This window comes from Bacillus sp. LL01, from assembly GCF_001037965.1.
The window spans coordinates 509,689-534,296 of record NZ_LFEL01000003.1; the positions used below are offsets into that span (position 1 = coordinate 509,689).

Genomic DNA, 24,608 nt, shown 5'->3' on the forward strand with positions numbered 1-24,608 from the left:
ATTTTTATCCGCTAAATTATTTGTTAAAATAGTAATGTTATACAACTTTCATCATCCAAAAGAAAAATGTTGCCATCTTAGTGAAAGAAGATGTATGTTGGAGGCTCCTTTACATGACCAGAAATAGAAGTAGAATAAATGAAATGAAAAACGAAGCGACAAAAAAGAATTTTGCTATGCTTCAAGATAAATTAGGAGTGCAGTTTCATAACGAGAAACTGCTATATCAGGCTTTCACCCATTCATCCTATGTGAATGAGCATCGCAGAAAACCTTACGAAGATAATGAGCGTTTGGAGTTTTTGGGAGATGCTGTTTTGGAGTTGACCATTTCACAGTTTCTGTATAAGAAATATCCTATGATGAGTGAAGGTCAATTAACAAAACTGAGAGCGTCTATCGTATGTGAACCTTCTCTGGTTTCATTCGCAAATGATCTATCGTTCGGACAGTATGTACTGCTTGGAAAAGGGGAGGAAATCACTGGTGGACGTGCCAGACCAGCTTTGCTTGCCGATGTATTTGAAGCATTTATCGGGGCGTTATACCTGGACCTTGGACTTGATACCGTATTCCAATTCCTTGAAAAGTATGTACATCCTAAAATTAATGAAGGTGCTTTTTCTCATGTGATGGATTTTAAAAGTCAGCTACAAGAGATGATTCAGCGGAATGCACTTGGTGTTATCGAATATGAAGTACTTGAAGAAAAAGGACCGGCACATAACAGGGAATTTGTATCCAAAGTTTCTTTGAATAAAGAAGAGATGGGAATAGGTGTAGGTCGCTCGAAAAAAGAGGCGGAACAACATGCTGCTCAATTTGCTCTTCAAAAGTTGAAACAAGCAAAAAAATGAAAGTAGGCGATCCGATGGTGCACATGTGTGCCAAAACGATCGCTTTCTTTCCTATTACATAATTGAAGTAACCAACTAAGAAATTTAACGAGTATAGATGAGGTGAGGATTATGTACCTCAAACGATTAGAAGTGGTAGGGTTTAAGTCGTTTGCTGAAAAAATATCCGTTGATTTTGTCCCAGGCGTCACTGCCGTGGTAGGACCAAACGGAAGCGGAAAAAGTAATATAATTGATGCCATCAGATGGGTTCTTGGGGAACAATCAGCCAAATCACTGCGTGGTACCAAAATGGAAGACATCATTTTTGCTGGGAGCGATAGCAGGAGAGCCTTGAACATGGCAGAAGTGACGTTGACACTTGACAACAGTAACCGGATACTTCCAATTGATTATATGGAAGTGAGTGTGACTAGAAGGGCCCTCCGTTCTGGTGACAGTGAATTTCTTATTAATAAACAAACTTGCCGACTGAAGGACATTGTGGACCTGTTTATGGATTCCGGTCTTGGCAAGGAGGCATTCTCCATTATCAGCCAAGGGAAAGTCGAAGAAATTCTTAGCAGTAAATCGGAGGAGCGTCGCAGTATTTTTGAAGAAGCTGCAGGTGTTCTTAAATACAAGTCCAGAAAGAAGAAGGCGGAGAGTAAACTGTGGGATACGCAAGAGAACTTGAATCGTGTATCCGACATTTTACATGAGTTAGAAGGGCAAGTGGAGCCTTTAAAGATTCAGGCATCTATTGCAAAGGACTATCTGGAGAAAAAAGAAGAACTAGAACAGATAGAAGTCGGCGTGACCGTCTATGAAATAGAAGAGTTGCACCAAAAATGGGAACAGAACTCCTTGGAAGTGAAAAACAGTACGGAAAAAGAGCTAATCCTATCTTCCGAGCTTTCACAAAAGGAAGCAAAGCTTGAAAAATATAAAGACCAAGTGGCGGCATTGGATGAATCAATTGATTCGTTACAACAAGCCCTTCTTGTAGCAAGTTCCGAGCTTGAGAAACTTGAAGGTCGAAAAGAAGTACTCAAAGAACGTAAAAAGAATGCTACTACTAACCGTGCCCAGATGGAAAAGTCCTCTGTGGAGCTAGCAGAATTCCTTAGAGTCCAAAAGGAGAAGCTCACGGCGGAAAGTAAGTTATTGGATGCACTACGCAAGGAATTGGTATTGACAGAACAGCAACTGAAAGAAAAACAGGTCATCAACGAACAGTTCGACCAGAATATTGAAGAGAAAATTGATGCGTTGAAAAGCGACTATATCGAGCTTTTAAACAAACAGGCCACCATCCGAAACGAATTTTCCTATCTGGAACAGCAGGAAAAACAAGAAGGTTTGAAAGTGACCCGCCTTGATGAAGGTAACCAGAAATATGTGGATATGCGAATCAATACCCAACAGAAAAAGGAAGAGGTTCTGGCCGACCAAAAAAGGGTTCAGAGTGAATTAAATGAAACTGTGGACCGTTACAGAGCGGAACAGGCATCCTTGGAACAATTCAAACAGTCCTATCAGAAGAAGGAGACCACGCTGTATCAAGCTTATCAATTTCTGCAGCAGACTCGAGCTAGGAAAGAAATGCTCGAAACAATGCAAGGTGATTTCACCGGTTTCTTCCAAGGTGTAAAAGAAATTCTGAAAGCAAGGGATGAAGACAGGCTTACAGGAATCAAGGGTGCTGTTGCAGAAATCATCCAAGTGAAACAGCATGTGGAAACGGCAATTGAAATAGCCCTTGGCAGTGCGACGCAGCATATTGTGGTGGATAATGAACAGAATGCCAGAACGTCCATCCAGTATCTGAAGAAGAACGGGTTTGGACGTGCGACTTTACTGCCGATGACTGTGATGAAACCTCGGACATTATCAGACTATCAATTGAACCAAATCAGCCAGCATGAATCCTTTGTTGGAATAGCGGCTTCATTGGTGGACTATGACCCTTCCTATGAAAATATCGTATATAATCTCTTGGGAACCATCGTAATAGCCAAAGATCTAAAAGGGGCAAATGCACTCGCTGGTATTCTTCAGCATCGCTTCCGGATCGTGACGCTAGAGGGTGACGTTGTTAATCCTGGTGGATCCATGACAGGTGGGGCAGTTAAGCAAAAATCGAACTCGCTTTTAAGTCGGGGGCGTGAGCTTGACACCATCTCAGCCAAGCTTGAAGAGATGGAAAATAAAACAGCCCTTCTGGAAGACCAGGTAAAGACATTAAAGAAGAAAATTGAAGAAAAAGAAATACAAGTGATGGAATGTAAAGGGGCAGGAGAAGAGCTGCGTTACAAAGAGCAGCAAGTGACCAGCCTACTGCGTGAAGTGGAATTGGAAGAGAAGAACATAAATGAGCATCTAAGCTTGTATGATTACGAAAAACAACAGTTGACCTCCTCTATAAAGGGTGCCAGCGATAGAAAAGGGAAACTGGAAACCGAATTGAAAAACGTTGGTATCCAGATTGTTTCCCTTGACAAGGAAATTGCTGACCTCAACTCGTTGAAGCTGGAGCAACATACTACGCAAGAAACTGTTCAAAATGAATTGACACAGCTAAAAGTGGACTATGCCAGTAAAAAGGAAAAGCTTCATAACCAGTCGGAAAAAGTGGAAACCATAGAAACGGACCTGAATCAGGCACAGGAAAAGCTTACTGATATCCAAGAAGATCTTGCTCTTTTGCAAAGTGAAATGAACGATAACTCCTCAGGAGAACAAAAGCTTGAAATGGCAGCTGCAGAAAAGTTACAAGATAAAAATACCACCATGAAACTGATAGCGGAACGTCGTGCAGAAAGGCTATCTTTCTATGAAAAAGTAGAACAAGAAGAGCTTGAACTGAAAGGGCTGAAACGTCAGTACAAGCAACTAACAGAAGTACTGAAGGCAGAAGAAGTAAGACTGAACCGCCTGGATGTTGAACTGGATAATAGACTTCAGCATTTAAGGGAAGAGTATATGCTGTCCTTTGAAGCGGCAAAAGAAGAATATCCACTTGAAATCGATATCGAAGAGGCACGCAAAAAAGTAAAACTGATCAAGCTTGCAATAGAGGAGCTTGGGACGGTTAACATAGCGGCCATCGAGGAGTATGACAGAGTCAGTGAACGCTACACATTCCTGAAGGAACAGAAGGATGATCTTCAAGAAGCGAAGGATACCTTGTTCCAAGTGATCGGGGAGATGGACGAGGAAATGAAAAAAAGGTTCGAAACAACCTTTACCAATATTCGCGCGCATTTCCATGATGTGTTCAGATCTCTGTTTGGCGGAGGAAGAGCCGATCTTGTACTTACCGACCCTGCAGACATGCTGAATACCGGTGTTGACATAGTTGCCCAGCCACCAGGTAAAAAACTTCAGAATCTTGGCCTCTTGTCAGGGGGAGAAAGAGCATTGACTGCGATAGCCCTGCTATTCTCCATCTTGAAAGTGAGACCTGTACCATTCTGCATCCTTGACGAGGTGGAAGCGGCTCTTGATGAAGCGAACGTTCACCGTTTTGCACAATACTTGAAACAATTCAGTGAAGAAACCCAGTTCATCGTCATCACCCACCGTAAGGGAACCATGGAATTTAGTGACGTCCTTTATGGTGTGACCATGCAAGAATCCGGTGTTTCCAAATTGGTTTCTGTCCGCCTGGAAGAATCAAAAGAACTTGTTCAATAGAGAGGAAGAGATTATTAAAATGAGTTTCTTTAAAAAATTGAAAGATAAGCTTACTAACCAAACAGAGTCAGTAACGGATAAATTCAGAGAAGGGTTAACGAAAACCCGTGACTCGTTCTCCGGAAAAGTTAATGATCTTGTTGCACGATATCGTAAAGTGGATGAGGATTTCTTCGAAGAGTTGGAGGAAATTCTTATTGGAGCAGATGTTGGTGTAAACACTGTGATGCAACTGATCGATGAGCTGAGAATGGAAGTTAAGCGTCGTAACATTCATGACCCACGCGAGGTTCAAAGTGTTATCTCTGAAAAACTGGTGGAAATCTATCAAGCAGGAGAAGACATCTCTCCAACCATCAACTTCCAGCAGGACGGCTTGACTGTCGTACTTGTAGTAGGTGTTAATGGGGTAGGTAAAACTACTTCTATCGGTAAAATCGCCAAGAAGTTAAAGCAGGATGGCAAGAGTGTCCTGCTTGCTGCAGGGGATACATTCCGTGCGGGTGCGATTGAACAGCTTGAAGTATGGGGGGAACGTGTAGGAGTAGACGTCATCAAGCAATCAGCGGGGTCAGACCCGGCTGCGGTCATGTATGACGCTCTTCAGGCGGCAAAAGCACGTAAAGTTGATGTGCTTCTTTGCGATACTGCTGGTCGCTTGCAGAATAAGGTTAACCTGATGAAAGAGCTTGAAAAGGTGAAGCGTGTAATTGAGCGTGAAGTACCAGGGGCTCCTCACGAAGTTTTGCTTGTATTGGATGCAACCACTGGTCAGAACGCCCTCAGCCAGGCGAAGATCTTCTCTGAAGCAACCAATGTAACGGGAATTGTGTTAACAAAGCTTGATGGTACCGCAAAAGGTGGGATCGTTCTGGCTATACGCAATGAAATGCGCATCCCTGTAAAGTTTGTCGGTTTGGGTGAAAAAGCCGACGACCTGCAGGAGTTCAATGCGGAACAGTATGTGTACGGATTGTTTGCGGATCTGATTGAAACAGAAGAGGTAGAGGAAAACTAAGGATAATAGTTTGATTGGAGGTCGTCCCGGCGTATGGTGGGGCGGCCTTTTCTGGTCAAGAAAAAAACTTGACATTCCTTTTCCCACCCTGTAAACTAAGCTATTGTAAAGGCATTTCACTTAACAAGGGAGAGTGAAAAGGATGCTTGAAAAAACAACGAGAATGAACTATCTATTTGATTTCTATCAGTCGTTGTTGACACCAAAGCAACGCAGCTATATGTCTTTGTATTACTTAGATGATCACTCCCTTGGTGAGATAGCAGAGGAATATAACATAAGTCGTCAAGCGGTGTATGATAATATTAAACGTACAGAACAGATGCTTGAACAATATGAAGAAAAGCTTTTGTTATTTCAAAAGTTTCAAGAGCGGCAGTCGCTATTAAAGCAAATGAAGGATGAAGTCGAAAAAACGGACACCCCGTTAAACGGCCAATCTTTTCTGGCTCTGATCGAGTCGCTTGAGAAATTAGATTAGGGGGCGGCATACATGGCATTTGAAGGTTTAGCCGACCGTTTGCAAAATACGATACAGAAGATTCGCGGAAAAGGTAAGGTAAGCGAACAGGACGTTAAAGAAATGATGCGTGAAGTTCGACTGGCTTTACTTGAAGCGGATGTAAACTTCAAAGTAGTGAAAGACTTTGTGAAACGCGTGAATGAACGTGCAGTTGGACAAGAAGTCATGAAAAGTCTTACACCCGGTCAGCAAGTAATTAAAGTGGTTAAAGAAGAACTCACCGCGCTTATGGGCGGGGAGCAAAGTAAAATTGCAGTGAGCAACCGACCGCCAACCGTCATCATGATGGTAGGTCTTCAAGGTGCAGGTAAAACGACGACAACCGGGAAGCTTGCCAACCTATTGCGCAAAAAGCACAATAGAAAACCGCTTCTAGTTGCTGCAGATATTTACCGACCGGCGGCTATCAAACAGCTTGAAACACTTGGGAAACAACTCAGCATGCCTGTTTTCTCTTTAGGAGATCAGGTAAGTCCAGTAGAAATCGCCAAGCAGGCCATTCAGAAAGCAAAAGATGAGCACCATGATTATGTGCTAATTGATACCGCTGGACGCTTGCATGTAGATGAGGCATTGATGGACGAGCTGAAGCAGGTGAAAGAGCTATCCAATCCGGATGAGATCTTCCTGGTAGTTGATGCGATGACAGGTCAAGATGCTGTAAATGTGGCGCAAAGCTTCAATGAGCAGCTTGGTTTGACAGGTGTAGTATTAACAAAACTAGATGGAGACACTCGTGGAGGAGCGGCATTATCTGTTAAGGCGGTAACGAATACTCCTATCAAGTACATTGGTATGGGAGAAAAGTTGGATGCCATCGAACCTTTTCACCCTGAACGTATGGCTTCCCGTATTTTAGGTATGGGAGATGTACTGACTCTAATTGAGAAAGCACAATCGAATGTGGACGAAGAGAAAGCCAAAGAGCTCGAACAGAAGCTGCGTACGATGAACTTTACGTTTGATGATTTCCTGGAGCAGCTTGGGCAAGTGAGAAACATGGGCCCACTCGATGAAATCCTGGGAATGATACCTGGAGCCAACAAGATGAAAGGCTTAAAAAATGTCCAGGTGGATGAAAAGCAGATTGGTCATGTCGAGGCAATTATCCAATCGATGACCAAAACGGAAAAAGAAAACCCTGATTTGCTAAATGCTAGCCGCAAAAAACGGATAGCAAAAGGTAGCGGACGTCCGATTCAGGAAGTTAACCGTCTACTGAAACAATTTGAAGAGATGAAAAAAATGATGAAACAGATGACAAGCATGCAAAAAGGGAAAGGCAAAAAAGGTGGCTTCAAATTCCCTTTCATGTAAGACATCCACACCATTTTTTCTCTTAATAAATGAAGTGACAAGAAAAAACACTTTACAAACAAGTAACTACTTGTTATCATACTATCTTGTGTGAAATATTTTCGGAGGTGCTATATTAAATGGCAGTAAAAATTCGTTTAAAACGTATGGGTAATAAAAAATCCCCATTCTATCGTATTGTAGTAGCAGATTCTCGTTCTCCTCGTGATGGACGTTTCATTGAAACAGTTGGAACTTACAACCCTGTATTACAACCAGCTGAAGTTAAAATCAATGAAGAACTAGCTCTTAAATGGTTACAAGATGGCGCAAAGCCTTCTGACACAGTTCGTAACCTTTTCTCTAACGAAGGCATTATGGAAAAATACCACAATGCTAAATTAGGCAAGTAAGAGGCAAAATGACAGAATTAATCCAAACAATTGTGACGTCGTTGGTAGATCATCCAGAAAATGTAGTGGTTACGGAAAAGGAAACAGGTAATGCTGTCACGTACCAACTTACTGTGCATCAAGATGATTTAGGGAAAGTGATCGGCAAGCAGGGTAGAATTGCTAAAGCAATCAGGACAGTCTTGTTCGCTGCTGCCTCTCACGAGAATAAACGAGTGCAATTAGAGATTATGGAGTAGGGGAGGCTTTAGAGCTTCCCTTTTTCTTATGGTTGAACGGTGTTTGGGAATGTGCAGCTTCACGTCAAAATAGGGTACTTGATTGTCTGTCTTCGTGTCTATTCCCTATAATGGATACAACACATCAGTTGATTGAAGTGGAAGGCGCGAAGACTCCTGTGGGAGGAAGGGACAAGGGAGACCCCGCAAGGCTCCCGGACCGCCCACTGGAAAGCGAAGCGCCTGGAACTGAAATCAACCGCTTTAAGACAACCATGGAAAGAATAGAAAAGAAAAGAAGATTTAAGGGTATCCGTCAAGGGTACTCTATTGATACATAGAAAAGATAAATGCTGCGCGTGGAGGTGCAAGATATGTCAAAGTGGTTTAACGTTGGAAAGCTTGTCAACACACATGGTATCAAAGGCGAAGTGCGTGTTGTTTCCAGAACCGATTTTCCGGACGAGCGTTATAAAAAAGGAAATCTCCTTTATCTATTTTTACCGAATGAGAAAGAACCAGTGGAAGTGAAAGTGGCATCAAGACGTGTACACAAGTCTTTCGATCTTCTCACGTTTGAAGGCTACCATAATGTAAATGAAGTGGATAAATTTAAGGGTGCAATTGTCAAAGTTCCAGAAGATCAGCTTGGTGATCTGGAAGAAGGTGAATATTATTTCCATGAAATCGTAGGCTGCAAAGTTATTTTGCAAGAGGGCATGGAAGAGCTGGGAATGGTAAAGGAAGTATTGACCCCAGGTGCAAATGATGTGTGGGTTGTCCAGGTGAAAAAGGGTAAAGATATTTTAATCCCTTATATAGACCAAGTAGTGAAAAAAGTGGATGTTAAGGAAAAAACAATCATTATAGAGCCGTTAGAAGGGCTGTTCTAAAATGAAGATCGATATTCTATCCATTTTTCCTGAAATGTTTAAAGGGGTGCTAGAATCTTCAATTTTGAAGAAAGCGTCGGATAAGGGTGCTGTTGAATACAGTGTGACCGACTTCAGAACGTTTGCAGACAACAAACATAGGACAGTCGATGACTATCCATACGGAGGAGGGGCAGGGATGGTGTTAAAGGCCCAGCCCATCTTTGATGCCGTTTCTTTCCTTACAGAAGGCCAGCCCCCTGCCAAGAAACCAAGGGTTATCCTCATGTGTCCTCAAGGCGAACGTTACACGCAGAAAAAAGCGGAGGAGCTTGCAAAAGAAGAGCATCTAATTTTCATCTGTGGTCATTATGAAGGATATGATGAACGGATTAGAGAGAATGTTGTCACAGATGAGATATCTATAGGTGATTATGTTCTCACTGGTGGTGAGTTGGCATCGATGGTGATTGTGGACAGTGTGGTCCGATTATTGCCAGATGTGTTGGGGAAGGCTGCATCCCATGAACAGGACAGCTTCAGTACTGGTCTTCTAGAACACCCCCACTATACAAGACCGGCTGATTTTCGCGGGATGAAAGTTCCGAATATTTTACTATCAGGGAATCATGCCCATATCGATGAATGGCGGACAAAAGAGTCGCTGAAAAGGACATGGAGCAGAAGGCCCGATCTATTGGATGAATTCCCGTTGACCGAAGAACAACAAATGTGGCTGGAAGAGATAAAAAAAGAGGATAAGTCGTATTGATTTTTTTTATCCAATATGCTATTATATTCTTTGTGACTTAGCTATTGCTATGTCTAAAAACGATGTTCCGCTGCATCAAACAAGTATGGTATGAGCATCTGTGGAAAAGGAGCAGAAAACTATGCAAAAATTAATTCAAGATATTACTCAAGAACAGTTGAAGACTGATCTTCCTTCTTTCCGTCCTGGTGACACTGTACGTGTTAACGTTAGGGTTGTAGAGGGTACTCGTGAGCGTATTCAGGTGTACGAAGGAGTAGTAATCAAACGTCGTGGCGGCGGAATCAGCGAAACATTCACAGTTCGTAAGATTTCTTACGGAGTTGGTGTTGAGCGTGCATTCCCACTTCATTCCCCTAAAGTTGAGGGTATTGATGTTGTTCGTCGTGGTAAAGTACGTCGTGCGAAACTTTACTACCTACGTGCATTACGTGGTAAAAAAGCGCGTATTAAAGAGATTCGATAATCAATGGGGGAGCTTGGAGACAAGCTCTCTTTTTTAATAGGCTCTTTTCTCAAACAGCAAAGATAATATCTGTTGATATAAAAATACGAAAAAACAACAATTTTTACGAAAACAGCCCTTTGATAAAAACATAAAAAAGGTTATTAATTTTCCATCTAGAAAAACTAAGTATATAATAGAAGTAATGATACATATAGATTCTCGGTTTTACGAGAAACATAATGGAAATGGCGGAGGAACCAATATGGCACGTTCTAAAAATGAGCTGTGGGAATGGATCAAAGCTTTGGCTATCGCGGTAATTCTTGCAGCAGCAATTCGTTACTTCTTTTTTGCACCGATTGTGGTGGATGGTGACTCGATGTTGCCGACCCTTCATAATCAGGACAGAATGATTGTAAACAAAATTGGCTATAAAATAGGTGACCCTGAGCGATTTGATATTGTCGTCTTTCATGCCACAGTGGATAAAGACTATATCAAGCGTGTCATCGGCTTGCCTGGTGACGAAGTCGAGTATCGGGATGATGTTCTTTATATTAACGGAAAAGCGTATGATGAGCCGTATTTGGATGCCTATAAAGCACAATATCCAGATGGGCCTTTAACAGAAGATTTTACGTTGGAAGAAAAAACAGGTCACAAAGTGGTCCCAGACGGGCACATCTTTGTATTGGGCGATAACCGCAGATTTAGTAAAGATGGTCGTCATATCGGAACCGTACCGCAAGAAGAAGTATTGGGTAAGACTAATGTCGTCTATTGGCCGATATCAGATTTAAGAATGGTAAAGTAAGGTGCTTAATCACAGTTTTTTACAATAAACGTTTTTTGCAAGGACTTCAGGAGGCAATATTCATGACAATACAGTGGTTTCCAGGGCACATGGCAAAAGCCCGCAGACAGGTGACAGAAAAGCTTAAATTAATTGATATCGTCTACGAATTAGTGGATGCACGAATTCCTGTTTCATCCCGGAATCCGATGATAGACGAAATAATTTCTAATAAACCAAGAATTATTTTATTGAACAAAGCGGATATGGCGGATGCAAAAGTGACGAGGGAGTGGCTGGAGTATTTTAATCTGCCTGGCTCCACCACCACAAAAGCGATTGCAATTGATTCGCAGACAGGTAAAGGGATACAGCAGATTGCAACATTATCAAAAGAACTTCTAAAAGAGAAGTTCGATAAAATGCAATCCCGAGGAATCAGACCAAGAGCAATCAGGGCGTTGATAGTCGGTATTCCGAACGTAGGGAAATCCACGCTGATCAACAGACTTGCCAAGAAAAACATTGCTCAAACAGGAGATAGACCCGGTGTGACGAAAGCTCAACAATGGGTGAAAGTTGGTAAGGAACTTGAATTGCTTGATACACCCGGAATTCTTTGGCCAAAATTTGAGGATCAGGTAGTTGGTTACCGCTTAGCTACGACAGGTGCCATCAAAGACACGATTATTAACCTTCAGGATATTGCTGTATTCGCTTTAAGATTCCTGACGGACGCATACCCGGAACGGTTGAAGGAACGATATGGACTGGAGGAGATTCCGGAAGATATTGTAGAACTTTTTGACGCGATAGGTTCCAAGCGAGGATGTAAGATGAGCGGGGGTCTGATTGATTATGATAAGACCGCTGAACTTATTATACGGGAAATTCGTTCTGAGAAGCTGGGGAAACTCAGTTTGGAAAAACCGGAAAAACTTTAGAAAAAGGCTGTCTATTGTGCAGCCTTTTTCTTTTGGGGAAATGGAGTTAAAAACATGGAAAAGAAGTCGATAAAAGATATAGAGAGAATGTTAGCTGAAATTGAAAGTGAAAATGATCCGTTTATCCTGTCTATTAAAGAGGACAAGCGAAAGGGTGTTCAGACGCTTCTAAAGAGATGGGGAAAGAGAAGACTGGAACAACATCAACTTCTGGAACAGTTTAAAGAGATGCAAAAATATGAACGTTCCCTTTGGACTAGAGGCTGTCAGCTTATTGCTGGCATTGATGAAGTGGGGCGCGGTCCTTTGGCTGGGCCAGTGGTTGCCGCAGCGGTCATTCTTCCTGAAGATTTCCATCTGCCCGGCTTGACTGACTCCAAGAAACTCAGTCCCCTGAAAAGGAAGCACTTTCTACATTATATAAAAGAGCATGCTATCAGCTTTGGGATAGGAGTGGTGGATTCTAAGAGGATCGATCAAATCAATATTTATGAAGCAACAAAGTTTGCGATGGTGGAAGCAGTGAAGAATCTCCACCATACACCTGACCATCTGCTAATTGATGCGATGAAGTTGGATCTCCCCATAGAGCAGACATCCATCATAAAAGGGGATTCGACAAGCATATCCATTGCTGCAGCATCTGTGTTGGCAAAAGAGACCAGGGATACATATATGAAGAACCTTGCTCGAGAATTTCCTCATTACGGCTTTGACAAAAACATGGGATACGGTACACAGGAGCATCTTATCGCTTTGCAAGAGGTAGGGGTGACTCGTGAACACCGTCAATCATTCTCACCTGTTAAGGAAATGGTTGACTAATTAAAGGAGATAGCGATGAACATCTGGCAATTGATCCAGTCTAAAGTTCCTGAGTCGATGTTAGGAAAGACATCCATCGATATACAAGCGAAAACACTAGGAAGGGTATTTCAAGCAATGGTAACGGAGCAGCTTAATGGTGCTCTTTTTTCCATTCAAAAGGGTTCAGTTTCTTCCCAGGCTACCATCCATGGGAAAGTGGAGGTTGGGAAGGAATATATATTTGAGGTTAAGAAGGGACCGGCAGGAGTTTTTTTAACACCTACTGATAAAATGTCTGCTGTTAACCGGTTACTTCCTTCTCCAAAAGAAAAAAACACTGCTGAAACACCTACATCGAGACCATTGCAAACATCACCCCCCTTACAAACGACACAGGAGCGCATTCAGGCAATGGTTACTACAAAAGGGGATAGTATTCCTGCCGCCGCTGTAAAGGAACTTGTAGGCATGATAGATCGCCTTCCCGCTTCTGAAAAGGAGACGGCAATGGAAATAGTGAAAGTGCTGGTTCACCGGACAGGAATCACTAGTGCCCCTGAAAAGCTCCAAATGATGCTTTCAGGGTTTTCCGATAAAGAAACGGTTTTACAGTCGCTTTCAAAAGTGGAAGCAAGTATTCAAAAGGATACTCTACCAACACCAGTCCAACAGAAACTCTTAGAGATCATTCATCAGATGCAGCAGCCTCAAACGCTCCATACAAAAGATGAGGCCCTGCAGTTTATCAGGCAGGCCGTATCCTTAATCGGGCTGGATTTCGAAAAAAGTCTAAGTGACTTGATACGGCAGGGTCAGCCCTTATCGGAGGGGAAATTGGAACAGTTGAAACCTTTACTGATGAATTATTTGCAACAAGTAGATTCACCTGAAGAAAAATCTGCGATTACGCAGCTAATTTCAAGATTGACAGGCTTCCAGTTGTTTTCAAGAGAAGAGGGGAACCTTCACCACTTATTTTTACCAATCCCTATTAACACGCATGATGAAGCGAAGGAATGGTATGTCCATATAAGTTCTAAGAAAAAGGATGAGATGCTCGATCCGGATTATTGCCGTGTCGTGCTTCTGTTAGATCTGCCTGTATTTTCTTCCGTCATGGTGGATGTGTTAGTTCAACAGAAAGTGGTCAGTCTATCTCTTCATCATTCTTATCCGGGAATGGATCCATTGATCCAAAGAAGTGCATCACTTCTTAAAAAAAGCCTGTCTGTAAAAGGATTCACTCTAAGCGCTGTTAAAGCAGAATGCAATTTGCAGGAAGAAAGTAAAAGGATCCCTTTGGATTTTATAAGGGCCATTCTGACTCCTATCGAGAAAGGTTTTGATATTAAAATATGACCACGGATCAAGGTAAGAGAAAAAAAGCAGTTGCTTTAAAGTATGACCAGGCAAAAACAGTTGCGCCGATTGTTAAGGCAAAAGGAGCAGGTATTATTGCAGAAAATATAATGGAAGAGGCAAAAAAACATAATATTCCCGTCCAAGAAGACGGGGCGCTTTTGGAGATTCTGATGGAACTTGAGCTGAATGAAACAATACCTGAAGAGTTATATGAGGTGGTAGCAGAGGTCCTGGCATATGTTTACAACCTCCATGAAGAAGCGGAAAAGAATGTGAAAAAACCCACGTGAAAGTTTTTCAGCATAATGAAAGAAGATTGAATTATCTGTTAAATTAATGTTATTTTTACGTTATTAGGTGGTTTTGTCGACAAAATTAGATGTCAAACTATTAATTTTTTGAAAATAGTATAATATTTTTGCAGAAAGGTAGACATTTGATGGTTCATTTAATAAAATGAAAGCGCAGTCTAATTTTAAATAATGTTCTGTTATACATAAGATAGGAGGATGGGAAATGAATATCCATGAATATCAAGGAAAAGAGATCCTCAGAAAATACGGGGTAGCTGTTCCGAATGGCCGTGTTGCATTTAATGTTGAAGAAGCAGTGGACGCAGCGAAAGAACTAGGAACACAAGTTTGTGTAGTAAAAGCACAAATTCACGCAGGTGGTCGTGGAAAAGCTGGTGGAGTTAAAGTTGCAAAGAACCTGGATGAAGTTCGCGAATACGCAAATGAAATCCTGGGAAAAACTTTAATTACTCATCAAACTGGCCCAGAAGGCAAAGAAGTAAAACGCTTACTTATTGAAGAAGGATGCGACATTAAAAAAGAATACTATATCGGTCTTGTATTAGATCGAGCTACTTCTCGTGTCGTGTTAATGGCATCAGAAGAAGGTGGAACGGAAATTGAAGAAGTGGCAGAGCAAACGCCTGAAAAAATCTTCAAAGAAGTGGTGGATCCTGTTGTTGGTCTAACTGGCTTCCAAGCTCGCCGCATTGCATTTAACATCAACATCCCGAAAGAATTGGTAGGACAAGCAGTTAAATTCATGATGAGTCTGTACACAGCTTTCGTGGAAAAGGACTGCTCTATTGCAGAAATTAATCCACTAGTTGTAACAGGTGACGCGAAGGTTATGGCGCTAGATGCAAAGCTTAACTTTGATGCCAATGCTCTATACCGACATAAGGACATCTTGGAATATCGTGATCTAGAAGAAGAAGATGCAAAAGAAATTGAAGCGTCCAAATATGACCTAAGCTACATCTCACTTGATGGTAATATCGGATGTATGGTAAATGGTGCTGGACTTGCAATGGCGACGATGGATATTATCAAGCATTACGGCGGAGACCCCGCTAACTTCCTGGACGTTGGGGGCGGTGCAACTGCTGAGAAAGTAACAGAGGCTTTCAAGATTATCCTTTCTGATGATAATGTAAAAGGAATTTTCGTTAACATTTTCGGTGGAATTATGAAGTGTGACATCATTGCTAATGGTGTTGTGGAAGCAGCGAAACAAGTAGGACTTGAAGTACCTCTAGTTGTACGTTTGGAAGGTACGAACGTTGACTTAGGAAAACAGATCTTACGTGAGTCTGGCTTAAACATCGTTGCAGCAGAATCCATGGCTGATGGTGCACAAAAAATAGTAGCGCAAGTAGGATAAGAAAGGCAGGGGACATTCATGAGTGTATTCATTAATAAAGATACAAAAGTAATCGTACAAGGTATTACCGGCTCCACAGCGTTGTTCCATACAAAACAGATGCTAGAGTATGGTACACAAATCGTTGCTGGTGTAACACCAGGTAAGGGTGGCACTGAGGTTGAAGGTGTACCTGTGTTCAATACGGTAGAAGAAGCTGTTAATGCCACTGGTGCAAACGCATCTGTCATTTATGTTCCTGCTCCATTTGCAGCAGATGCAATCTTGGAAGCAGTAGACGCAGAGCTAGACTTGGCAATTTGTATTACAGAGCATATTCCTGTACTTGATATGGTAAAAGTGAAGCGTTATATGGAAGGGAAAAAGACCCGCTTAGTTGGTCCTAACTGCCCTGGTGTCATCACTCCGGATGAGTGCAAGATTGGTATCATGCCTGGGTATATCCATACTAAAGGACATGTAGGAGTAGTTTCCCGCTCCGGTACGCTTACTTATGAAGCGGTGCACCAACTTACCCAAGAGGGTATCGGTCAATCTACAGCAGTAGGTATCGGTGGAGACCCTGTCAACGGTACAGATTTCATTGATGTGTTGAAAGCATTCAATGAAGATGAAGATACGTATGCTGTTATCATGATCGGTGAAATCGGTGGAACTGCAGAAGAAGAAGCAGCTCTATGGGTTAAAGAGAACATGACAAAACCTGTAGTAGGGTTCATCGGCGGCCGTACTGCACCTCCAGGTAAACGTATGGGTCACGCAGGAGCGATCATCTCAGGTGGTAAAGGTACTGCAGATGAGAAAATCCGCGTAATGAACGAGTGTGGCATTGAAGTAGCTGATACTCCATCCGTAATGGGTGAGACACTAATCAAAGTGATCAAGGAGCAAGGCATTTACGAAAAATGTAAAACACACTAATTTATATAGGAAAGGGGATAGTCCAGTAGGCTATCCCCATTTCTGTTTGAGAATAGAGCCTTAAATTAACGAAAGAGGTGCATCCATTATATGCAGGTGACGAAAGATAGATTGATAACCCTTCACCACTGTCCACAGGTAAGCAGTAAGAATTTAAGAAAACTTCTGAGACGAGACCCCACGCTTGAACATCTTTTTGTGTACACCCCATCAGAAATTGCTTCATTTTTCTCCACTACTCAAAAACAAGCAGACGCAATCCATCATTATATTCGAAAAAATAACCTCTCTAAACTCCATTCCATATACAAGGAACAAAACATTCAACTAACTACCATTTTAGATAAAGAGTATCCCCCCCTGTTAAAAGAAATTTACGATCCCCCACTTGTTTTGTATCTTAAAGGGGATAAAACACTCTTAAAAACACGGATGTTGGGTGTGGTAGGAGCCAGAATGATGTCTTCCTATGGAAGGCAAACATTACAAAAAATACTTCCTCCACTTCTTCATGAAAAATTTACTATAGTTAGCGGGTTGGCAAAAGGTGTGGATGTACATGCTCATCGGTTAGCGATGGATGGGGGAGGTCAGACAATCGCAGTACTTGGAAGCGGAATATTTAACATTTATCCGAAGGAACACAAGGAAATAGCAGATTTAATAACCTCAAAACATCTCCTTCTTTCCGAATATCCTCCATTTTCAGCTCCGACAAGATGGAATTTCCCCCAAAGAAATCGCATTATCAGTGGACTAAGTGAAGGGGTCTTGGTGGTTGAAGCGAAAGAGAAGAGTGGTTCCCTCATAACAGCCGATCAAGCGATGGAGCAAGGCAGAGAGGTGTTTGCCGTACCGGGATCGATACTTTCAGATACATCAAAAGGAACAAATTCTTTAATCCAGCAAGGGGCTAAGCTGGTTGGAGAGGCAAATGATATTCTAGAAGAATTGAATGGATATAGATCATAAATTAAAGGAATTTTCAAATAAATTTCAGTAAAATGACAAAAATCTTTCACTTTTTTTAGCGAATTTTTGAATTTTACTTTACAAATCAATATATGTCTATATTATTATAGGGTACAATGTTATTGCGAATTGTACCTTTTTCCTGTTCCCTTACTATACCGTTTCGGAAATTTCGAGTAATGACCAAAGTGACTGATTACCGCATAATTATAATACAGTCACGATAAAAGTTATCAAAGTAAAGTATATTAAGAAGAATCTGTGTCTACATATAATACATAAGGATAGCCATCATGTTTATGTAGTAGGAAACTAGGAAAATAGAATAACATGTGAACTGCCCTGTTTGACAAACGGTAACATAATATTTGATAATGGTGAAGATTTCTAATGAGAATTTTATATAAACCTAAACCTTACACAAAATTGAACATAGAAGCTAAAAACTTTGAGAAAACTCTACATACTGTTTTTTCTAAGAATTTACCCTCTTGAGGAGGATTATTGAATGTCAGATTACTTAGTGATTGTGGAATCACCAGCTAAAGCGAAAACTATTGAACGATATTTAGGAAAAAAATATAAAGTGAAAGCATCCATGGGACATGTGAGAGATCTCCCTAAAAGCCAAATGGGTGTGAATGTGGACCATGAGTTTGAGCCGAAGTACATTACCATCCGAGGTAAAGGTCCAGTGCTGAAAGAACTCAAGACAGCTGCCAAAAAAGCGAAGAAAATCTTTCTCGCGGCTGACCCGGATCGCGAAGGGGAAGCGATTGCTTGGCATCTTGCCCACAGTCTTGATATTGATATTACTTCCGACTGCAGAGTTGTTTTCAACGAGATAACCAAAGACGCCATCAAAGAATCATTCAAGCATCCAAGGCCGATCAATCTTGATGTAGTTGATGCCCAACAAGCCAGAAGAATCCTCGACCGTCTTGTTGGTTACAATATCAGTCCTTTATTATGGAAGAAAGTGAAAAAAGGATTAAGTGCAGGACGTGTTCAATCCGTCGCCGTCCGTCTGGTTATCGAAAGAGAACAGGAAATAAATGCTTTCGTCCCGGAAGAATACTGGTCCATCAAGAGTACATTCCTTACAGGAAAATCAAAGGAATTTGAAGCAAGTTTCTATGGTATAGATGGAAAGAAAACAGAACTGAATTCCGAGGAGGAAGTAAAAGACGTACTCGGGAAGCTCAATGGCAATGCGTTTGAAGTGAAAAGTGTAACGAAAAAGGAGCGGAAACGAAATCCTGCCCTTCCTTTCATTACCTCTTCCCTGCAACAGGAAGCGGCACGTAAGCTGAATTTCCGAGCAAAGAAAACAATGATGATGGCCCAACAGCTTTACGAGGGAATCGAGCTTGGAAAAGAAGGAACGGTCGGTCTCATTACCTATATGCGTACAGATTCGACTCGTATATCAGAAACGGCAAAAAAAGAAGCGGTTGAATATATTGAAAAAACCTACGGGAAACAATATGTCTCCACGGAGGAAAGAAAAGAGACGAAAAAGAGCAATGCTCAAGATGCCCATGAAGCCATTCGTCCAACCTCCACGATGAAAGATCCGCAATCCATCAAAGAATACTTGTCAAGAGATCAGTTTCGCTTATATAAACTGATTTGGGAGCGGTTCATTGCAAGTCAAATGTCTCCGGCAATCTTGGATACAGTAAGTGTGGACTTATTACAAAATGCAGTTCAATTCCGTGCGACCGGATCCACAGTCAAGTTCCCCGGTTTCATGAAAGTGTATGTGGAAGGTAATGACGATCAGCCAGAAGAAAAGGAAAACCTGCTTCCGCCATTGGTGAAGGGGGACACCGTCTTCTCGAAAGATATTGATCCAAAGCAGCATTTCACCCAACCACCACCAAGGTACACAGAGGCGAGACTCGTTCGGACTCTTGAAGAATTGGGGATAGGAAGACCATCAACTTATGCTCCAACGCTTGATACCATCCAAAAGCGTGGTTATGTGTCACTCGATAATAAACGATTTGTTCCAACGGAGCTAGGCCAGATTGTCATTCAACTTATTCTGGAGTTCTTCCCTGAGATCATTAATGTGGAATTTACAGCGAATCTGGAGACGAACCTTGATAATGTGGAAGATGGGAAAGTCAATTGGGTAAATATTATTGACGGATTCTATCACGAATTTGCAAAGCGTCTGGAAAAAGCGGAGCTAGAAATGCAGGAAATCGAGATCAAGGATGAACCTGCTGGTGAGGACTGCGAATTATGCGGACATGAAATGGTATTCAAAATGGGAAGGTACGGAAAGTTCATGGCATGCTCCAACTTTCCTGACTGCCGTAACACGAAACCGATTGTGAAAGATATCGGTGTACCTTGTCCCAAGTGTGAAAAAGGCAACATTGTGGAAAGAAAAAGTAAAAAGAAACGAATTTTCTATGGTTGTGACCAATACCCTTCCTGTGAGTTTCTCTCCTGGGATAAACCTATCGCCAGAAAATGTCCTAAGTGTGAATCTTTGATGGTGGAGAAGAAACTTAAAAAAGGTGTACAGGTACAGTGCGTAGAATGTGACTATAAAGAAGAACCACAGGGATAAGCTGTTTTATCCAATGTTTTAGGAAAACAGCCTGTATTTAAGTAGAGGGGACTGACACTTTATAGCTTGGGTCAGCCCTTTTTCCTTTGTAATCAATTTCGGGAGGAAGAGAAAACAACTCTTGGAAATGAATAATTCGAATTTATAACAACGTGTTTGGAGGAAACTAGCCATGACTACAATAGTAAATGTTATCGGAGCCGGTCTTGCCGGCAGTGAAGCTGCCTGGCAGCTAGCGAACAAAGGGGTTCAAGTTCATCTTTATGAAATGCGACCAGTAAAACAGACACCAGCTCATCATACAGATAAATTTGCAGAACTTGTATGTTCAAACTCGCTTCGTGCAAACAACCTAACAAATGCTGTCGGAGTATTGAAGGAAGAAATGCGGATGCTGGATTCTGTCATCATACGATCTGCAGATGATTGCGCAGTGCCAGCTGGTGGTGCGCTTGCAGTGGACAGGCATGAATTTGCGGCAAAAGTAACGGAACGTGTTAAAGAACATCCGAATGTAACCGTGTTTAATGAAGAGATGGAACAGATCCCAGAGGGGCCAACGATTATTGCAACCGGACCTCTGACGTCTAAGTCCCTATCGGACCAACTTCGTTCCCTGACAGGGGAAGAGTATTTGTACTTCTATGATGCTGCTGCACCGATCATTGAGAAAGACAGTATCAATATGGATATTGTCTATCTGAAATCCAGATATGATAAAGGTGAGGCGGCCTACTTGAACTGTCCGATGACAGAAGAGCAGTTCAATCGTTTTTATGATGCTTTGGTGGAGGCGGAAACGGTTCCTTTGAAAGAGTTCGAGAAGGAAGTCTTTTTTGAAGGGTGTATGCCGATTGAAGTAATGGCAAACCGTGGAAAGAAAACGATGTTGTTCGGTCCTCTAAAGCCTGTAGGGTTGGAAGATCCAAAAACGGACAAACGTCCATATGCTGTAGTACAACTTCGTCAGGACGATGCTGCAGGTACATTGTATAACATTGTTGGTTTTCAGACACATTTAAAATGGGGACCGCAAAAAGAAGTGATTCGATTGATTCCAGGTTTGGAGAATGCCGAGGTCGTCCGATATGGTGTGATGCACCGAAACACATTCATCAACTCACCTAATCTGCTAAAGCCTACCTATCAATTTAAAGCAAGGGAAAATCTGTTTTTTGCAGGACAAATGACAGGTGTGGAAGGTTATGTAGAGTCTGCAGCATCCGGTCTGATAGCCGGGCTGAATGCGGCTCGACTAGTTCAGGGATTAGAGCCACTTGTTTTTCCAAAAGAAACGGCGATGGGAAGTATGGCGAATTATATTACATCGACAAATTCTAAAAATTTCCAGCCTATGAATGCAAACTTCGGTCTATTTCCTGACCTTCCGAAAAAGATTAAGAACAAACAAGAACGCAATGAAGCTCATGCTAGGAGAGCGCTGGAAACAATTCAGAATTTTGTAAAAAATTAATCAAATTAATTGCAAGGGCTACTAAATTGTGATAATATTTAGTAGCCCTTGTGAGGTGATAAGTATGCAAAATGTTAAAGTTCCGCTAATTTCTTTTCTAGAATATTTACAAATTGAGAAAAATTACTCAAAATATACTATTGTGTTTTATCAAAAGGATATTGAAGATTTTTTTGATTTTATGAAAGAGGAAGCCATTTCGAGCATTAATGAAGTCACTCATACAGAAGCACGTTTGTATTTAACCAAGCTACATCAGATGAAATATGCCAGAAAATCGGTTGCAAGAAAAACCTCAAGTCTGCGAAGCTTTTTTAAGTTTTTATTGAGGGAAGAAAAAATCGAACAGAACCCTTTTTCCATGGTTTCATTACCGAAACAGGAAAAGCGGCTACCGCAGTTCTTGTACAGTGAAGAGCTGGAGAAATTGTTTGCTGTTTCAGATCTTAATACACCCCTCGGGCAACGGAATCAAGCATTACTTGAGTTGCTCTATGCAACAGGTATTCGAATAAGTGAATGTTGTCACATAGAAGTGCAGGATATTGATTTTCAAGTAGGTACCATTCTTGTCACCGGAAAAGGAAACAAACAGCGTTATGTTCCTTTTGGAAGCTTTGCACAAGATGCTTTGAAGACCTATATGGAGGACGGGCGCAGGACATTGCTTGAAAAGCAGAAGACCCTAAATCCGACCAAGCATTTGTTCCTGAATTTTAGGGGCTGTGCAATTACACCGCGCGGGGTAAGAGTAGTTCTGAACGATATAGTGAAGCAGGCATGCACGACATTACATATCAGTCCTCACATGCTCCGACACACATTTGCAACACATATGTTAAACGAAGGGGCAGACCTGCGTGTGGTGCAGGAACTGCTTGGACATGCGAGCCTTTCATCTACCCAGATTTACACACATGTGACAAAAGAACATCTGCAAAAGACGTATAATCAATTTCATCCTCGTGCATGAGGATCGAATGGAGGATAAACAATGTCATCTTTTCATGCTACCACCATATTTGCAGTCCAACATAATGGACAGAGTGCGATGTCGGGTGACGGTCAAGTTACATTCGGAAACGCGGTTGTTATGAAGCATACAGCCCGAAAGGTTCGTAAGCTTTTTAACGGAAGGATCTTGGCTGGCTTTGCTGGATCCGTAGCCGATGCATTCACTTTGTTCGAAATGTTCGAGGCGAAGCTTGAGGAGTATAACGGGAATATCCAACGCTCTGCCGTCGAGCTTGCCAAAGAATGGCGGAGTGACAAAGTGCTGCGGAAATTGGAAGCGATGTTGATTGTAATGGATGAATCCAGCATGTTATTGGTATCAGGGACGGGAGAAGTGATTGAACCCGATGATGGGATACTGGCGATAGGTTCAGGTGGAAACTATGCACTTTCAGCAGGCCGTGCTTTAAAGAGATATGCAGGAGAGCACATGACGGCACGTGAAATTGCTAAGGCTTCCCTGGAAACGGCAGGAGAGATTTGCGTTTACACGAATGACAATATCATTGTAGAAGAACTATAGAAAAGGCGGTTGTTGACATGAGTACAAATTTGACCCCTAGGCAAATAGTGGAAATGCTTGATCAATATATTGTAGGCCAGACAAATGCTAAAAAAGCTGTTGCTGTCGCATTAAGAAACAGATACAGAAGAAGCATGCTGAAAGGCAGCCTCCGTGATGAAGTGGTACCTAAGAACATCCTGATGATCGGTCCGACTGGTGTTGGGAAGACGGAAATTGCCCGCAGGATCGCTAAACTTGTAGGTGCTCCATTCATCAAGGTCGAAGCAACGAAGTTTACGGAAGTCGGGTACGTCGGTCGTGATGTGGAATCAATGGTCCGTGATTTGGTGGAAACGTCTGTACGTCTTGTGAAAGAAGAAAAGATGGCAAGCGTCAAAGATGTAGCTCTGGAAAATGCGAACAAACGAATTGTGGAACTATTAGTACCAGGCAAGCAAAAAAACACCTCCTACAAAAACCCCTTGGAAATGTTCTTTGGAGGAAATGCTTCTTCCAATGAATCGGAGGAGCAGGAAAAGCAAGAAGAGGTTTCTATTAAAGAGCAAAGAAGAAGGTTTGCACACCAACTAGCATTGGGAGAGTTGGAAGACCGATATGTAACTGTGGAAGTGGAAGAGCAGCAAGGATCCATGTTTGACATGCTTCAAGGGTCGGGTATGGAACAAATGGGCATGAACATGCAGGACGCCCTAAGCAACCTTATGCCGAAGAAAAAGAAAAAGAGGAAGCTAACCGTACGGGAGGCAAGACCCGTGCTAACCCATGAAGAAGCACAAAAGCTGATTGATATGGATGAAGTCACGCAGGATGCCATTAACCGTGCGGAACAGAGTGGAATTATTTTCATTGATGAAATCGATAAAATAGCCAAAAAGAACAGCGGTTCTTCTGCCGATGTTTCCCGAGAAGGTGTACAACGTGATATTCTGCCGATCGTGGAAGGTTCCACAGTCGTCACCAAATATGGGCAGGTGAAAACGGATCATGTCCTTTTCATTTCCGCTGGTGCTTTTCATATTGCAAAGCCATCCGACCTTATCCCTGAACTTCAAGGGCGTTTTCCGATTCGTGTTGAATTGACAAAACTCTCCATTGAAGACTTTGTAAGGATTTTGGTAGAACCAGATAACGCATTACTAAAACAATACACGGCATTATTAGAAACAGAAGGTATAAAAGTCGAATTTTCTGACGATGCTATTCGTAAAATAGCCGAAGTTGCGTTTCAGGTGAACCAGGATACAGATAATATCGGTGCACGTCGCCTGCATACAATTCTCGAGAAACTGCTTGAGGATCTATCCTTTGAAGCGCCTGATATCAACCTTGAGAAAATTGTCATAACACCACAGTATGTGGACGAAAAATTAGGGAACATCGTAAAAAACAAAGATTTAAGCCAATTTATATTATAGAAGTAGATTCTAGGAGGAAAT

The 24,608-nt window shown here is 41.9% G+C and carries 24 protein-coding genes; all 24 read left to right on the top strand.

The annotated features are described in order from the left end of the window. Window positions 1-143 precede the first annotated feature (143 nt). The 24 genes from rnc (at window position 144) to hslU (ending at window position 24,587) form a co-directional block, all read left to right on the top strand. Entirely contained in the window at window positions 144-857 is a 714-nt protein-coding gene (gene rnc, locus AB685_RS12065; RefSeq protein ID WP_198530504.1) for a ribonuclease III, read from the top strand. Window positions 858-968: 111 nt separating this feature from the next. Beyond that, window positions 969-4,535: a chromosome segregation protein SMC gene (gene smc, locus AB685_RS12070; RefSeq protein ID WP_047970841.1), complete on the top strand. Its 3,567-nt coding sequence runs from the start codon at window positions 969-971 to the stop codon at window positions 4,533-4,535. A gap of 19 nt (window positions 4,536-4,554) precedes the next feature. After that, window positions 4,555-5,553: a signal recognition particle-docking protein FtsY gene (ftsY, locus tag AB685_RS12075; protein WP_047970842.1), complete on the top strand. Its 999-nt coding sequence runs from the start codon at window positions 4,555-4,557 to the stop codon at window positions 5,551-5,553. Window positions 5,554-5,695: 142 nt separating this feature from the next. Continuing rightward, window positions 5,696-6,034, top strand: a complete 339-nt coding sequence (locus tag AB685_RS12080; protein WP_047970843.1) for a putative DNA-binding protein — start codon at window positions 5,696-5,698, stop codon at window positions 6,032-6,034. A gap of 12 nt (window positions 6,035-6,046) precedes the next feature. Further along, entirely contained in the window at window positions 6,047-7,393 is a 1,347-nt protein-coding gene (gene ffh, locus AB685_RS12085; RefSeq protein ID WP_047970844.1) for a signal recognition particle protein, read from the top strand. A gap of 119 nt (window positions 7,394-7,512) precedes the next feature. After that, window positions 7,513-7,785, top strand: coding sequence for a 30S ribosomal protein S16 (gene rpsP, locus AB685_RS12090; RefSeq protein ID WP_047970845.1), 273 nt, complete (start codon window positions 7,513-7,515; stop codon window positions 7,783-7,785). Window positions 7,786-7,793: 8 nt separating this feature from the next. Then, window positions 7,794-8,024: a KH domain-containing protein gene (locus AB685_RS12095; RefSeq protein ID WP_047970846.1), complete on the top strand. Its 231-nt coding sequence runs from the start codon at window positions 7,794-7,796 to the stop codon at window positions 8,022-8,024. A gap of 110 nt (window positions 8,025-8,134) precedes the next feature. Beyond that, a complete protein-coding gene (locus AB685_RS31700) occupies window positions 8,135-8,344 on the top strand; it encodes a hypothetical protein (RefSeq protein WP_047970847.1) in 210 nt (69 codons plus the stop codon). A 33-nt stretch (window positions 8,345-8,377) separates the two neighbouring features. Further along, window positions 8,378-8,896, top strand: coding sequence for a ribosome maturation factor RimM (gene rimM, locus AB685_RS12105; RefSeq protein WP_047970848.1), 519 nt, complete (start codon window positions 8,378-8,380; stop codon window positions 8,894-8,896). Window position 8,897: 1 nt separating this feature from the next. After that, the gene (trmD, locus tag AB685_RS12110) at window positions 8,898-9,647 is read left to right on the top strand and encodes a tRNA (guanosine(37)-N1)-methyltransferase TrmD (protein ID WP_047970849.1); all 750 of its coding nucleotides are present in this window, start codon (window positions 8,898-8,900) and stop codon (window positions 9,645-9,647) included. Window positions 9,648-9,768: 121 nt separating this feature from the next. Beyond that, complete coding sequence (gene rplS / locus AB685_RS12115) at window positions 9,769-10,113, top strand: 50S ribosomal protein L19 (protein ID WP_047970850.1); 345 nt, start codon at window positions 9,769-9,771, stop codon at window positions 10,111-10,113. A 244-nt stretch (window positions 10,114-10,357) separates the two neighbouring features. Further along, entirely contained in the window at window positions 10,358-10,909 is a 552-nt protein-coding gene (gene lepB, locus AB685_RS12120) for a signal peptidase I (RefSeq protein WP_047970851.1), read from the top strand. 62 nt (window positions 10,910-10,971) lie between these two features. Continuing rightward, window positions 10,972-11,832 (top strand): ribosome biogenesis GTPase YlqF, encoded by an 861-nt coding sequence (ylqF, locus tag AB685_RS12125; protein ID WP_047970852.1) that lies wholly within the window; start codon window positions 10,972-10,974, stop codon window positions 11,830-11,832. A 54-nt stretch (window positions 11,833-11,886) separates the two neighbouring features. Next, entirely contained in the window at window positions 11,887-12,657 is a 771-nt protein-coding gene (locus AB685_RS12130) for a ribonuclease HII (protein WP_047970853.1), read from the top strand. 15 nt (window positions 12,658-12,672) lie between these two features. Beyond that, window positions 12,673-13,998, top strand: coding sequence for a hypothetical protein (locus AB685_RS12135; RefSeq protein WP_047970854.1), 1,326 nt, complete (start codon window positions 12,673-12,675; stop codon window positions 13,996-13,998). Further along, window positions 13,995-14,291, top strand: coding sequence for an EscU/YscU/HrcU family type III secretion system export apparatus switch protein (locus AB685_RS12140; RefSeq protein WP_047970855.1), 297 nt, complete (start codon window positions 13,995-13,997; stop codon window positions 14,289-14,291). The genes AB685_RS12135 and AB685_RS12140 overlap by 4 nt, the downstream gene beginning before the upstream one ends. Window positions 14,292-14,517: 226 nt before the next feature. Continuing rightward, window positions 14,518-15,678: an ADP-forming succinate--CoA ligase subunit beta gene (gene sucC, locus AB685_RS12145; RefSeq protein ID WP_047970856.1), complete on the top strand. Its 1,161-nt coding sequence runs from the start codon at window positions 14,518-14,520 to the stop codon at window positions 15,676-15,678. Window positions 15,679-15,696: 18 nt separating this feature from the next. Then, a complete protein-coding gene (sucD, locus tag AB685_RS12150) occupies window positions 15,697-16,599 on the top strand; it encodes a succinate--CoA ligase subunit alpha (RefSeq protein WP_047970857.1) in 903 nt (300 codons plus the stop codon). Between the two features lie 90 nt (window positions 16,600-16,689). Continuing rightward, window positions 16,690-17,571, top strand: coding sequence for a DNA-processing protein DprA (gene dprA, locus AB685_RS12155; protein ID WP_047970858.1), 882 nt, complete (start codon window positions 16,690-16,692; stop codon window positions 17,569-17,571). Window positions 17,572-18,079: 508 nt separating this feature from the next. Further along, complete coding sequence (gene topA / locus AB685_RS12160; protein ID WP_047970859.1) at window positions 18,080-20,158, top strand: type I DNA topoisomerase; 2,079 nt, start codon at window positions 18,080-18,082, stop codon at window positions 20,156-20,158. A gap of 172 nt (window positions 20,159-20,330) precedes the next feature. After that, a complete protein-coding gene (gene trmFO, locus AB685_RS12165) occupies window positions 20,331-21,632 on the top strand; it encodes an FADH(2)-oxidizing methylenetetrahydrofolate--tRNA-(uracil(54)-C(5))-methyltransferase TrmFO (RefSeq protein ID WP_047970860.1) in 1,302 nt (433 codons plus the stop codon). A gap of 64 nt (window positions 21,633-21,696) precedes the next feature. Then, window positions 21,697-22,605: a tyrosine recombinase XerC gene (gene xerC / locus AB685_RS12170; RefSeq protein WP_047970861.1), complete on the top strand. Its 909-nt coding sequence runs from the start codon at window positions 21,697-21,699 to the stop codon at window positions 22,603-22,605. Window positions 22,606-22,626: 21 nt separating this feature from the next. After that, window positions 22,627-23,169, top strand: coding sequence for an ATP-dependent protease subunit HslV (hslV, locus tag AB685_RS12175; RefSeq protein WP_047970862.1), 543 nt, complete (start codon window positions 22,627-22,629; stop codon window positions 23,167-23,169). Between the two features lie 17 nt (window positions 23,170-23,186). Next, the gene (hslU, locus tag AB685_RS12180) at window positions 23,187-24,587 is read left to right on the top strand and encodes an HslU--HslV peptidase ATPase subunit (protein ID WP_047970863.1); all 1,401 of its coding nucleotides are present in this window, start codon (window positions 23,187-23,189) and stop codon (window positions 24,585-24,587) included. Window positions 24,588-24,608 lie beyond the last annotated feature (21 nt).